Raw genomic sequence first — 13381 nt, 5'->3', positions numbered from 1 at the left:
ATCGGCGCCACTGCGGCAATGAGTGAACGCATTTGAGAATCACTCGCATTGATGGGAGAATGCGCCCACGGATCGGGCCGCAGGCGACTGCAGCGACGCTCCGCCTCCCCCTCGTCGTTGCCTCAAGCCCTTTGCCAGAGGCCCCGTTGCCCTGCCAGAAGGTCCAGATCATGTCTCCTGCCGTTGTCCTTTCGCCGCGCCCGCTGGCGCTTGCCGTTGCCGCCCTGCTGGCGGGCAGCGCCCTGACCGCCCAGGCTGAAACCGACGCCACCGATATCGACACGGTGCATGTCACCGCCTCGCAGATTGCCCGCCAGGCGTTGGGCACGTCGACCATCACCGCTGAGGACATCGCCAGGCGCCCGCCGGCCAACGACATCGCCGAACTGCTGCGCACCATGCCGGGCGTCAACCTCACCGGCAACAGCGCCTCGGGCCAGTACGGCAACAACCGCCAGATCGACCTGCGTGGCATGGGCCCGGAAAACACCCTTATCCTGGTCGACGGCAAGCGCGTCGGTGCCCGTGATGCCGTGCGCATGGGGCGCAGCGGCGAGCGCAATACCCGCGGCGATACCAACTGGGTGCCGGCGGAAATGATCGAGCGCATCGAAGTGCTGCGCGGCCCGGCGGCGGCACGCTACGGCTCCGGTGCTTCCGGCGGCGTGGTCAACATCATCACCAAGCGCCCGACCGGCGACCTGACCGGTGCGGTCGACCTGTATGGCCTGGTGCCCGAGCACAGTGCCGAAGGGGGCAGCGAGCGCGTCGGCCTGCAGCTCAGCGGGCCGATGACCGATACCCTGTCGTTCCGCCTGTACGGCAATCTCAACAGGACCGACGCCGATTCGCTGGACCTCAATCGCCGGTACGCGACGAATCCGAACGCAGTGCCGCCAGCTGGCCGCGAGGGCGTCAAGAACCGCGACGTCAACGCGCTGCTGCGCTGGGACGTGACCGCCAACCAGGTGGTGGAGTTCGAAGCCGGCACCAGCCGCCAGGGCAACATCTACGCTGGCGATCGCGCGGTCAGCACCACCGGTACCTCGACCGGTGTCGACCTGGCGGCACTGGCCGAAGGCCAAGCGGAAACCAACCGCATGTACCGCACCACCGGCGCGATCACCCATCGCGGTCGCTGGGGCGACGTGACCTCGCGGTTGACCGCCGCGGTGGAAGCGGTGAACAACTCGCGCATCAACGAAGGTCTGGCCGGTGGCCCGGAAGGCAGCTTCAACGGCACCGACTGGTCGACCTCGCGCCTGCGCAACTACCAGCTGGATGGCGAAGTGAGCTTCCCGACCGCACTGGGCGGCGCAGAGAACATCTGGACGCTCGGCTTTGAATACCTGGACAGCCGCCTGACCGATCCGTATTCGATGAGCCAGTCCAGCAGCAGCGGCGGCGGTATTCCAGGGTTGTCGGCCGACCGTGCGCGGGGCAAGGCCGACGCGCAGACCACGGCGGCGTTCGTGGAAGACAACATCTACCTGGGCGAGCGCTGGATCGTTACCCCGGGCCTGCGCTTCGACCACCACAGCCAGTTCGGCAACAACACCAGCCCCAGCCTCAATGCGCAGTTCCGTATCAACAGCGACTGGGTGGTGAAGGGCGGCATTGCCCGCGCGTTCAAGGCGCCGAACCTGTACCAGTCGAATCCGGACTATCTCTACTACACCCGCGGCAACGGCTGCCCCAATGCGCTGCCGAGCTTGGGCGCTGGTTGCTACATGCGCGGCAACGCAGACCTGAAGGCGGAAACCAGCCTGAACAAGGAACTGGGCATCGAGTGGGCACCGCAGAGCGGCTGGCAGGCGTCGTTGACCTACTTCCACAACGATTACAAGGACAAGATCCAGGCCGGTTACACCCAGATCGGGCTGACCGCCGACACCAAGGGCCGCATCTTCCGCTGGGAGAACGCGCCGAAGGCGATCGTGCAGGGGCTGGAAGGCAACCTGGTCATTCCGCTGCTGGGCGTGCAGGGCGACCGCCTGAAGTGGAGCAACAACTTCACCTACATGGTGGAAAACGAGAACAAGACCACGCACCAGCCGCTGTCGGTGATCCCGAAGTACACGATCAACACCATGCTGGACTGGCAGGCCACCGACAGGCTGTCCATGCTGCTGACCGGCACCTTCTACGGCAAGCAGGAACCGGCCACGACCAACATCAACAACGACCCGCGCTGCACTGGCAGCTGTGATGCATCGATCGCGCTGCAGGATCGTGGCGCGTACAACATCTGGGGCGTGAGCGCGCGCTACAAGGTGACCGAGACGGTCAGCTTCGGTTTCGGAGTGAACAATCTGGCCGACAAGCGCTTGTTCCGCGAGGCCAACAGCAGCGATGCCGGGGCGGCGACCTACAACGAGCCGGGCCGCGCATACTGGGCCAGCCTGCGCTTCGGCTTCTGACCGCAGGCGGTCGTCGGTCTGCAGCCCTCGCCGGGCCACGCCCGGCGAGGGCTCGTGTGGCCTGCAATGTTATAAACATCGTAATAGTCTCTCCCGCCGGCACCGCGTAGCCTGCACCGCATCGCAAAGGAGCTGTTGCCATGGGCCACGACCACGACCATCTGCCATCCCAGATCCGCCACGAGAAACCCCTCTGGTGGGCACTCGGCCTGACCACCACCTTCCTCGTCGTCGAAGTGGTGGGCGCGTTCTGGACCAACAGCCTGGCGCTGCTGTCCGACGCCGCACACATGGCCACCGATGCGCTGGCGCTGATGATCGCGCTGGTCGCGGTGCGGCTGAGCCGGCGCCCGCCGGATGCGCGCCGCACCTACGGCTATGCACGGCTGGAAGCGTTGGGCGCGATGATCAACGGTGCCATGCTGTTCGTGGTCGCCGCCTACATCCTGTGGGAGGCGGTCGGCCGTTTCCGCCAGCCGCAGGAGATCGCCTCCTCCGGCATGCTGGTGATTGCTGCGGCGGGCCTGGTCATCAACCTGATCTCGATGCGCCTGCTGCAGGCGGGCAGTGGCGAGAGCCTCAACGTGAAGGGCGCCTACCTGGAAGTATGGGCCGACATGCTCGGCTCGGTGGCAGTGATTGCGGGCGCATTGTTGATCAAGTGGACCGGATGGAAACCGATCGACCCGATCCTGGCGGTGCTGATCGGCCTGTGGGTGCTGCCGCGTACCTACGTGCTGATGCGTGAGGCGATCAACGTGCTGCTGGAAGGCGTGCCCAAGGGCATGGATGTGGCCAGGGTGCGCGACAGCCTGGCCGGCCACGCCGCAGTCCTGGACGTGCATGACCTGCACGTGTGGGCGCTGGCTTCAAGCACGCCGGCGCTGACCGCGCACATCGTGATGCGCGACGGCACCGACGCCGATGCATTGCGCCGCGAGCTGGGCGGTCGCCTGCATGATGACTTCGGTATCGAGCACGTGACACTGCAGATTGAAGCGGACCATTGTGGCGAAGCCTGTGGCGGGCCGGCGCCGGCCAAGGGCGGCGGACACGAGGGCCACAAGGCCCACGACCATGGCGAGGACGCGCAGGGCCATCGCGGTCACGTGCATCGCTGATCGAAGATGACGCGCGTGCCGGGAGATGCCTGGCGCAGCTATTCGTCCCGTCGCGAGGCGAGCCGATCCGCCAGCCGGGTCGGCTCCGGCAGCCGGTAACCGCGCAGGGTGCGCTGCACCCAGGCCAGCGCGGTATCGGCACTGACCCGATGGCCGCCGGCCACGAACAGCGGCTTGCAGCGCACCTTGCTGCGCAGCACCCAGCCCAGTTGCTCGTCGCCCTCCAGCAGCGGTGTATGCGCACCAGCTTCGGCGCCCGGTTCGACGAACCTTCCCACCAGTTTCGATTTCGCCACGCCGATGCTCGGCAGATCGGTGACCACGCCAAGATGCGCGGCGACGCCAAGCCGGCGCGGATGGCTGATGCCGTGGCCATCGACGAACACCAGATCCGGCGCCTGCGGCAGCAGCGCCAGTGCCGCCAGCAGCGCCGGCAGCTCGCGGAAGCTGAGCAGGCCCGGGATATAGGGCATCAGTGTGGGAACCCGCGCGATCTCCTGCGCCACGGGCTGCAGCGTCTTCGCATCCAGCAGCACCGCCGCGGCGCGGGTGATGGCGCCGTTGTCTTCAAAGCCGACATCCAGCCCGGCCAGCCAGCGCGTGTCGCGGGGCAAGCGGTCCTGGCGCTCCACGCGGCTGGCAAGCTGGATCTGCTGCGCGCGGGCAGCGGCGACGCTGCCTTCCCAGCGTCCGGGGTCGATCACCGTACTCATTGGCCACAGCATCGCATGCGCGGCGCCACGGCCCGGTGAGTGGCGCCCGGGGCTACAATGGCAGCCTGCCTTTCCTCGCGTTGGAGACCCTGCAGTGACCCGTAAACTCGTACTGTTGCGCCATGGCCAGAGCCAGTGGAACCTGGACAACCGCTTCACCGGCTGGGTCGATGTTGACCTGACCGAGCAGGGGCGTCGCGAAGCGGCCGCCGCCGGTCGCCTGATGCGCGAGGAAGGCCTGCAGTTCGACGTCGCCCATACCTCCGTACTGAAGCGCGCCATCCACACCCTGCAGGGTGCGCTGGCCGAGCTGGAGCAGGACTGGCTGCCGGTGAACAAGTCCTGGCGCCTCAATGAGCGCCACTACGGCGGCCTGCAGGGCCTGGACAAGGCCGAGACCGCGGCCAAGCACGGCGAGGAGCAGGTCAAGGTGTGGCGTCGTTCGTACGACATCCCGCCGCCGCCGATGGAACTGGAAGATCCGGGCCACCCGATCCATGACCGCCGTTACGCCGGTCTGGACCGCAACGCGCTGCCGGGCACCGAGTCGCTGGCCACCACCCTGGATCGCGTGCTGCCGTACTGGCACGACGCCATCGCCCCGCAGCTGAAGGACGGCAAGACCGTGCTGGTCACCGCCCACGGCAACTCGCTGCGCGCGCTGTACAAGTACCTCAACAATGTCTCGCGCGAGGAAATCCTCGAGCTGAACATCCCGACCGGCATCCCGCTGCTGTTCGAACTGAACGATGACCTGACCGTGCAGTCGTTCCGCTACCTGGGCGACCCGGAAGCGGCGCGCAAGGCCGCCGAAGCCGTGGCCAACCAAGGCAAGGCGAAATAAAAAGCAGAAGGCCGGCGCAAGCCGGCCTTCGCTTCTGTAGAGCCGAGCCCACGCTCGGCTGCTTTGGGCTTTTGCCGCACGAAGCATGAACCCGGAACGGAGAGCAGTCGCGCATGGCTCGACTCTACAGAAGGACGCTCTGTGACCTTTGGCCGGTCCCCAACCTCACGCCCCCGGCTACCCTGTGAAATTACCCGCAGGAGAGCCTCATGAACGTCCGCAACCTGGTCCCGCTGGGCCTGACCATCGCCATCGCTGCTTCGCTGGCGGCCTGTGGCAAGAATGACGCCGCACCGGCGGCCAGCGCCGACGCCAAGCCAGCCTTCGACCTGTCGCAGATCAAGACGCCGCTGATTTCGCTCAACAGCGCTGATCTCGATCCGTCCATCTCCGCCTGTACCGACCTCAATGGCTTCGTCAACAGCAAGTGGCTGAAGGCCAACCCGGTGCCGGGCGACCAGACCACCTGGGGCAGCTTCGAGATCCTGCGCGAGCGCTCGCTGGAAGTGCAGCACGCGCTGGTGCAGCAGGCCGCCGCCAGCCAGGCCAAGGCCGGCTCGGTGGAAGCCAAGATCGGTGACATCTGGAAGACCGGCAACGACGAAGCGAAGATCGAAGCTGCCGGCCTGGCGCCGCTGCAGCCGCAGCTGGACAAGATCACCGCGCTTAACGACACCGCCGCCATCACCCGGTACCTGCGCGACAGCCAGGCCGAAGGCAAGGGCGTGCTGTTCTCGCTGTTCGCCAATGCCGACTACAAGGATTCGGCCAACGTCATCGCCTACGTCGGCCAGGGTGGCCTGGGCCTGCCGGAGAAGGGCTACTACTTCGACGATGCGCAGGCCAAGATCCGCGACGCCTACGTGGCCTACATCGCACAGGTGCTGACCCTGTCCGGCGTGGACGCGGCGCAGGCCGCCGAGCAGGCCAAGGCCGTGATGGCCTTCGAAACCCGCCTGGCCAAGGCCTCGATGTCGCGCATCGAAATGCGTGATCCGGCCAAGCGCTACAACCCGCTCAGCGCGGCTGAGGCCGACAGGCTGACCCCGAACTTCAGCTGGACCGCGCTGTTCGACACGCTGAAGGTGCCGGCCGCGCAGAAGTTCTCACTGGCCCAGCCGGGCTTCTTCGGTGAAATGGACAAGATGCTGGCCGATGTGCCGGCCAGCACCTGGCAGGCCTACCTGCGCTTCCACACCATCGACGATGCCGCGCCGTACCTGAGCAGCCAGTTCGAGAAGGCCAACTTCGAGTTCTACGGCACCACCCTGCGTGGCCAGAAGGAAATGCAGCCGCGCTGGAAGCGCGTGCTGGAGTCGGTCAACGGTGGCATGGGCGAAGCCCTGGGCCAGCTGTACGTCGACGCCGTGTTCCCGGCCGAGTCGAAGGTGGCCATGCAGCACCTGGTGGAGAACCTGTCGCAGGCATTGAAGGCGCGGCTGGAGCAGCTGCCGTGGATGGGCGAGGAAACGAAGAAGAAGGCACTGGAAAAGTGGGCCAGCTTCACCCCGAAGATCGGCTACCCGGACAAGTGGCGTGACTGGTCGGGCCTGCAGACCAACGGCGACAGCTACCTGGGCAACATGCAGGCGGCGCGTGCGTTCAACTACCGCTACATGCTGGACAAGATCGGCAAGCCGGTGGACAAGACCGAATGGGGCATGACCCCGCAGACCGTCAACGCGTACTACAACGCCACCAAGAATGAGATCGTGTTCCCGGCAGCGATCCTGCAGGCGCCGTTCTTCGACGCCAAGGCCGATCCGGCGCTGAACTACGGCGGCATCGGTGCAGTCATCGGCCATGAGATGATGCACGGCTACGACGACTCGGGCAGCCAGTTCGCCGCCAACGGCAACTTCGACAACTGGTGGACGGACGCCGACCGCAAGGCCTTCACCGAGCGTACCGATCAGCTGGTCGCCCAGTTCGACGGCTACGAGTCGGTGCCGGGCGTGTTCGTGAAGGGCAAGCTGACCCTGGGCGAGAACATCGGCGACCTGGGCGGCCTGACCGTGGCCTACGACGCGCTGCAGATGGCGCTGAAGGAAGACCCGAAGGCGAATGTCGAGGTTGACGGCCACAGCCAGGACCAGCGCTTCTTCATGAACTGGGCCACGGTGTGGCGCCGCAACTTCACCGATGGTGAGCTGCGCGTCCGCCTCAACACCGATCCGCACGCGCCGGCCAATTTCCGTGCCAACGGTGCGCCGTCGAACATGCCCTCGTTCGCTGCTGCATTCCAGTGCAAGGCGGGTGATGCGATGGTGCGCGCCGACGACAAGCGCGTGGTGATCTGGTAATCGATCACCCGTGATGCGTGGAGCGAAAGGCCCGGCGAACGCCGGGCCTTTTGTCTTCCAGGCCGGCAGCGCAGCGCCGGCTGGTAGAGTCGACTGTTAGTCGATTATCGCGCGCAGCGGGGGATTTTCGCGATCTGGACGAAGAGCAGTCGACTAACATTCGACTCTACCGTCGGGTCGTTTCACCGTCGGGAAGATCTCAGGCCAGCGCAGGTTCCCGCGCCAGCATGCGATGGAAGCGCTGCAGCACGTAGGGGTCCACCAGCCCGCCGGACTGCGCTTCGATGATCCGCAAGGCGGTTTCGTGCTCCATTGCGTCGCGATACGGGCGTACGCTGGTCATCGCATCGTAGGCATCGACAATGGTGACGATGCGCGCGCCCAGGGGGATGGATTCGCCGCGCAGCCCATCGGGGTAGCCGCTCCCATCGAACGCCTCGTGATGGGCACGGATCAGCTGCGCGACCGGCGCGGCGTCACTGCGACCGGTCGCCAGGAAGATGTGTTCGCCGCGCACCGGATGCTCACGCATGATCGCGCGTTCCTCATCGGTATGCCGGCGTGGTGCCAGCAGCACATCATCGGGTATGCCGATTTTGCCGATGTCATGGAAGCGCGCGGCCAGGCCGACCTGTGCACAGGCCTCCTGACCCAGGTCGCAGTGCGCGGCCAGGCACTGCGCGAGCAGGCCGACGCGGTCGCAGTGGTGGCGGGTGTAGGCGTCGCGCATCTGCAGCGACATCGAGAGCGCATCGATCAGGCAGGACTGCGCGTGCAGCAGGTCGGGGGCGGGTACGGCGTCAGGGAGCATGGTCATCCGCCCGCACCGGGTGGGGACCGGTGCGGGGTGTTCGGGGGGGCGATCAACCCGGGGCGAGGGTGGTCAGAAGGGCGCGGGCCGCATTGAAGCGGTCTTCCGGCAACGGCAGCGGGTGCTTGATGCGCAGCTTGTCGGGCCCTTCCATGGCGTAGAGGTTCGGTTGTTTCTGGATCAGCTGGATCACCGCCATCGGATCGATGTTCGGCTTGGACTCGAACACGATGCGGCCGCCGTTCTCGCCCAGGTCGAGCTTGCGGATGCCCAGCGTATTGGCTTTCAGCTTCAGCTCGGCGATGGCGAACAGGTGCTTGGCTGCATCCGGCAGCAGGCCGAAGCGGTCGATCATCTCCACCTGCAGCTCGCGCAGTGCATCGCTGTCGCGCGCGCTTGAAATGCGCTTGTACAGGGTCAGGCGGGTGTGCACGTCCGGCAGGTAGTCTTCCGGGATCAGTGCCGGCACATGCAGCTCGACCTCGGCGCCGCGCACTTCCTCACCGGCATCCAAGTCGGGCAGCTTGCCCTGCTTGATGCTGCGTACCGCGCGTTCCAGCAGCTCGGTATACAGGCTGAAGCCGACCTCGGCCATCTGCCCGCTCTGGTCCTCGCCAAGCAGTTCACCGGCGCCGCGGATCTCCAGATCGTGCGTGGCTAGGGTGAAGCCGGCGCCCAGCTCGTCCATCGAGGCGATCGCTTCCAGGCGCTTCTCGGCGTCGGGGGTGATCGCGCGACGGTCGGGGGTGATCAGATAGGCGTAGGCACGGTGGTGCGAACGACCGACGCGGCCACGCAGCTGGTGCAGCTGGGCCAGGCCGAAACGGTCGGCACGGTTGATGATGATGGTGTTGGCGTTGGGGATGTCGATGCCCGATTCGATGATCGTGGTCGACAGCAGCACGTTGAAACGCTGCTTCTGGAAATCCAGCATCACCTTTTCCAGTTCGCGCTCGGGCATCTGCCCGTGGGCGATGCCGATGCGTGCCTCCGGCACCAGCTCGGACAGCTCGCGCTGCATGCGGCCGATGCTCTCCACGTCGTTGTGCAGGAAGTACAGCTGGCCACCGCGCGCGAGCTCGCGCTGGAAGGCTTCGCGCAGCAGCGCGTTGTCCCACTGGGTGATGAAGGTCTGCACCGCCAGCCGGTTCGGCGGCGGCGTGGCGATGATCGACAGGTCGCGCAGGCCGGCCATGGCCATGTTGAGCGTGCGCGGGATCGGCGTGGCGGTCAGCGTCAGCAGGTGCACGTTGGCGCGCAGCGCCTTCAGTGCCTCCTTCTGGCGCACGCCGAATCGTTGCTCCTCGTCGACGATGACCATGCCCAGGTCCTTGAACTTCACGTCCGGCTGCAGCAGGCGATGGGTGCCGACGATGACGTCGATGGTGCCGGCAGCGACCTTTTCCAGTTCGGCCTTGATTTCCTTGCTGGTCTTGAAGCGCGACAGCACCTCGACCTTCAGCGGGTAATCGGCGAAGCGGTCGCGGAAGTTGCGGTAGTGCTGTTCGGCCAGCAGCGTGGTCGGCACCAGCACGGCCACCTGCTTGCCGGCACTGGCGGCGGCGAACGCGGCGCGCACCGCCACCTCGGTCTTGCCGAAGCCGACGTCGCCGCAGACCACGCGGTCCATCGGCTGGCTGCTGGCCAGGTCGCGCAGGGTCGCATCGATCGCGGCCAGCTGGTCCGGGGTCTCCTCGAACGGGAAACCGGCCGCGAACGGCTCGTACATCGCGCGGTCGACCTGCAGTGCCAGGCCGGCACGCGCCTGGCGGCGGGCCTGGATCTCCAGCAGCTCGGCAGCAACGTCGCGTACTTTCTCGGCGGCCTTGCGCTTGGCCTTGCTCCACTGCTCGCCACCGAGCGAATGCAGCGGCGCGGTTTCCGCCGACGCACCGGAATAGCGGCTGATCAGGTGCAGCTGGGCGACCGGCACATACAGGCGGTCGCCCTTGGCATATTCGATTTCGAGGAACTCGCCGGGCATGCCGCCGACGTCCATCGCGATCAGGCCACGATAGCGGCCGACGCCATGATCCTCGTGCACGATCGGCGCGCCCTCGGTCAGTTCACCGAGGTCGCGGATGATCGCTTCCGGCTCGCGGCCGGCACGGCGCGTGCGCCGGGTGCTGCCGGCGCGCTCGGGGAACAGCTGGCGCTCGGTCAGCACCGCGATGCGCGGATCGTCCAGCGCAAAGCCATCCTCCAGCGGTGCCACCGCGATCGCGAAGCGCGCGTCGTCGGCGAGGAAGCTGGGCAGGTCGGCCACCACCGGCGGCTTCAGCTCGGCGGCCTGCAGCACTTCCAGCAGCGCCTCGCGGCGGCCGGGTGAATCGGCGGCGATCAGTACCCGGCCCGGATAATGGCCGAGGAAGGATTTCAGCGCATCGCCGGCGGGGGCTTCGCGCGCGGCCACCGGCAGCGGTGGCAGCGGCTGGTCGCCCAGCGCGTGCGCGTCGGCGATGCGCGCATGGTCAGCCGCCCACACCTCGATGCGCGGGGCATCGTTCAGGCGCTCGCGCAGCAGCTCCGGCGACAGGTACAACGCCGAAGGCGGCAGCAGCGGGCGCTCCACATCATGGCGGCGCTGCTCATAGCGGTCCGCGGTCTGCGCCCAGAACGCGACGGACGCCTCATACGCACCGGCGCAGACCACCGGCAGGCTGCCGTCGGGCAGGTAGTCGAACAGGGTCGCGGTGCGTTCGAAAAACAGCGGCAGGTAGTACTCGACGCCGGCCGGGGCCAGCCCGGACTTCAGATCCTGGTACAGCGAACTGCGCCGGGTATCCACATCGAAACGCTCGCGCAGCGTGGCCAGCACGCGTGCGATGCTGGCCTCGTCCATCGGCACTTCGCGGCCGGGCAGCATGTGCACCGCCTCGACCTTGTCCAGCGAACGCTGGCTTTCCGGATCGAAGGCACGGATCGAGTCGATGTCCTCGTCCAGTAGTTCTACCCGCAGCGGCTCGTCGGCGCCCATCGGGAACACGTCCAGCAGGCCGCCGCGCACGGCGAAGTCGCCCGGGTCCATCACCTGCGGCACGTTGCGGTAGCCGGCGCTTTCCAGGCGGCGCTTCTCGGCCTCCAGGTCCAGGCGCTGGCCGACCTTCAGGTCGAAGCTGCCACCGATCACATAGCTGCGCGGGGCCAGCTGCTGCAGCAGGGTCTGCACCGGCACGATCACCAGGCCACGCTTCAGCGTGGGCAGGCGGTGCAGGGCAGCCAAGCGCTGCGAGATGATGTCCGGATGCGGGCTGAAGCGGTCGTAGGGCAGGGTTTCCCAGTCAGGGAAGGCGACCACCGGCAGGGCCGGGTCGCCGCCAAGCAGGGTCTGCAGGTCGGCTTCAAGCTGGTTGGCACCGTGGTTGTCACGGGCGATCACCAGCAGCGGGGCGTCGTGCGCGCGCGCGGCCTGGGCCAGGTACCAGGCCAGGGCGGTCGGCGAGGCGGGGGCGCGCCACCAGGCGCGGAGCTGGCCGGCACGCGGCAGCGGCGGGGCGGGGTATGAGGTACGCGACATGGACTCCGGATTTTAGCAGAAGCCCCTGCCGGGCCCATGATCGTGACGTGAGCGGGTGTAGCGCCGGGCCAAGCCCGGCGAGCGCGGCGGTTGAATCAACGTCGCCGGGCAGGGCCCGACGCATCCGTCAGTTGTCCAGCTCCAGCACCATCCGCACCAGGCCTTCGGCCCCGTTCGGATGCGGCACCGGCTTGAAGCCCAGCGAGGCGGCCAGCTGCTTCATTGGCTCGTTCTCGGCGGCAACGTCGCCGTACAGGCGGTCCAGGTACTTGCCGCGGCCCCACTTCACCAGCTTGCGCATCAGCTGCCGGCCCAGGCCCTGGCCGATCAGGAAGCGGCTGATCAGGATCGCGTACTCGGCTTCACGGGTGCCGGGGATGATCGAGGCCCGGGCAACCGCGCCGACCACCGCTTCGCCAGCGGGCAGGGACTCGGCTGCGACCAGGGTGATCTCGGTCTTGGGGTTCGGGTGGGTCAGGCGCTGGGTAGTCTCCGGCGACAGTTCGGTCACCGCCTGCAGGAAACGATCACGGATTTCTTCCGGCCCGAACAGGCTGAATGCCGCTTGCAGCGGTGCGCCATCTTCCGGGCGGATGGGGCGGATCAGCAGCTCGTGGCCGCTGGGAGCCTTGAAGATCTCATGCCAGGGCGGCATGCGGTTGCGAGTGGCCATACCGGGTGATTCCTTGGTGGTCCATCGATTGTGGCATCACCGGGGCTGCATTCCGTGAACGGAAGGCTCACGGCGGTACAGCCTCGTGAAGGCCGTTATTCGGGGGCTTTGAGCCAATCCAGGCGGGTGCTGGCACCGGGTTCGCCCAGGTGCTGGCGCAGCGCCGGCAGGGCCGGGCCGACCACCCGGTCGAACTGCCAGGGCGGGTTGAGCAGCAGCATGCCGCTGCCGTTGAGCCGCAGCGGCGAGTCGTCAGGGCGCACCAGGAACTCAATCGTCATCGCCGACTTGACCGGCAGGGCAGTGGCCTTGCGCAGGAAGTGCAGGATGGTGCGCCGCTGCTTGATCGGGAACCAGACCGCACAGGTGGCCTGCGGCCAGCGTGCCAGGGTCTCGGCCAGGGCGGCCAGGACGTTCTGGTATTCCGCGTCCTGGGCCTCGTACGGCGGGTCGATCAGGACCAGGCCACGGCCGATCTTGCTGCCGTTGAACTTCGGCGGCAGCAGCGAGCGCAGCAGGGCATAGCCATCGCCGGCGCGCACGTCGACGCGGCTGTCATGGGCGAACAGGGCCTTCAGCGTGGCCGTTTCGGCCTCCTGAAGTTCACAGACCGCCATGCGGTCCTGCGCGCGCATGGCCTGTGCGCTCAACAGCGGCGAGCCCGGGTAGTTGGTCAGCGCGCCCACCGGATTGTCGGCCTGCACCGCCTTCAGGTAGCGCTCGACCACCTCGGGCAGCTTGGGCTGGGCCATCAGCCGCATGATTCCGGACTCGGCCTCCAGCGTCTTGCGGCTCTCTTCGCTGGCCAGCAGGTAGCGGCCGGCACCGCCGTGGGTATCGAGCACGAAGAACGGGCTGTCCTTGCGCTTGAAGCTGTCGATCAGGGCCAGCTGCACGATGTGCTTGAGCACATCGGCGTGGTTGCCGGCATGGAAGGCGTGGCGGTAGTTCATGGGCGGCAGTGTACGGGGCGGCGGCC

At 67.1% G+C, this 13381-nt stretch carries 9 protein-coding genes; 4 read left to right on the top strand and 5 right to left on the bottom strand.

Annotation, left to right across the window (positions count from 1 at the left end):
- Nucleotides 1-170: 170 nt before the first annotated feature.
- Nucleotides 171-2420: a TonB-dependent siderophore receptor gene (locus tag AC5P65_RS11685; protein WP_111099024.1), complete on the top strand. Its 2250-nt coding sequence runs from the start codon at nucleotides 171-173 to the stop codon at nucleotides 2418-2420.
- Between the two features lie 140 nt (nucleotides 2421-2560).
- Nucleotides 2561-3541 carry a cation diffusion facilitator family transporter gene (locus AC5P65_RS11680; protein WP_021202502.1) on the top strand — a complete coding sequence of 327 codons (981 nt, stop codon included), beginning with the start codon at nucleotides 2561-2563 and terminating at the stop codon, nucleotides 3539-3541.
- Nucleotides 3542-3579: 38 nt separating this feature from the next.
- On the opposite strand, the gene nfi is transcribed toward AC5P65_RS11680, so the two are convergent.
- The gene (gene nfi, locus AC5P65_RS11675; RefSeq protein ID WP_111098989.1) at nucleotides 3580-4254 is read right to left on the bottom strand and encodes a deoxyribonuclease V; all 675 of its coding nucleotides are present in this window, start codon (nucleotides 4252-4254) and stop codon (nucleotides 3580-3582) included.
- A gap of 94 nt (nucleotides 4255-4348) precedes the next feature.
- Here nfi and gpmA point away from each other — a divergent pair, with 94 nt between their 5' ends.
- The gene (gpmA, locus tag AC5P65_RS11670) at nucleotides 4349-5098 is read left to right on the top strand and encodes a 2,3-diphosphoglycerate-dependent phosphoglycerate mutase (protein WP_005408679.1); all 750 of its coding nucleotides are present in this window, start codon (nucleotides 4349-4351) and stop codon (nucleotides 5096-5098) included.
- Nucleotides 5099-5307: 209 nt separating this feature from the next.
- The gene (locus AC5P65_RS11665) at nucleotides 5308-7401 is read left to right on the top strand and encodes a M13 family metallopeptidase (protein ID WP_111098988.1); all 2094 of its coding nucleotides are present in this window, start codon (nucleotides 5308-5310) and stop codon (nucleotides 7399-7401) included.
- Between the two features lie 199 nt (nucleotides 7402-7600).
- On the opposite strand, the gene AC5P65_RS11660 is transcribed toward AC5P65_RS11665, so the two are convergent.
- The 4 genes from AC5P65_RS11660 to AC5P65_RS11645 all read right to left on the bottom strand — a co-directional run bounded on the left by AC5P65_RS11660 (nucleotide 7601) and on the right by AC5P65_RS11645 (nucleotide 13355).
- Complete coding sequence (locus tag AC5P65_RS11660) at nucleotides 7601-8218, bottom strand: HD-GYP domain-containing protein (protein WP_021202505.1); 618 nt, start codon at nucleotides 8216-8218, stop codon at nucleotides 7601-7603.
- 46 nt (nucleotides 8219-8264) lie between these two features.
- Nucleotides 8265-11729: a transcription-repair coupling factor gene (mfd, locus tag AC5P65_RS11655; protein ID WP_111098987.1), complete on the bottom strand. Its 3465-nt coding sequence runs from the start codon at nucleotides 11727-11729 to the stop codon at nucleotides 8265-8267.
- A 127-nt stretch (nucleotides 11730-11856) separates the two neighbouring features.
- Entirely contained in the window at nucleotides 11857-12402 is a 546-nt protein-coding gene (locus AC5P65_RS11650; protein WP_019659177.1) for a GNAT family N-acetyltransferase, read from the bottom strand.
- A 95-nt stretch (nucleotides 12403-12497) separates the two neighbouring features.
- Nucleotides 12498-13355, bottom strand: a complete 858-nt coding sequence (locus AC5P65_RS11645; RefSeq protein WP_021202507.1) for a 23S rRNA (adenine(2030)-N(6))-methyltransferase RlmJ — start codon at nucleotides 13353-13355, stop codon at nucleotides 12498-12500.
- Nucleotides 13356-13381 lie beyond the last annotated feature (26 nt).

The sequence above is a fragment of the Stenotrophomonas sp. YJH_SMC_48-3 genome (assembly GCF_059369375.1).
The sequence above is the reverse complement of the archived record's forward strand: the minus strand, read 5'-3'. Positions and strand labels throughout refer to the sequence as shown.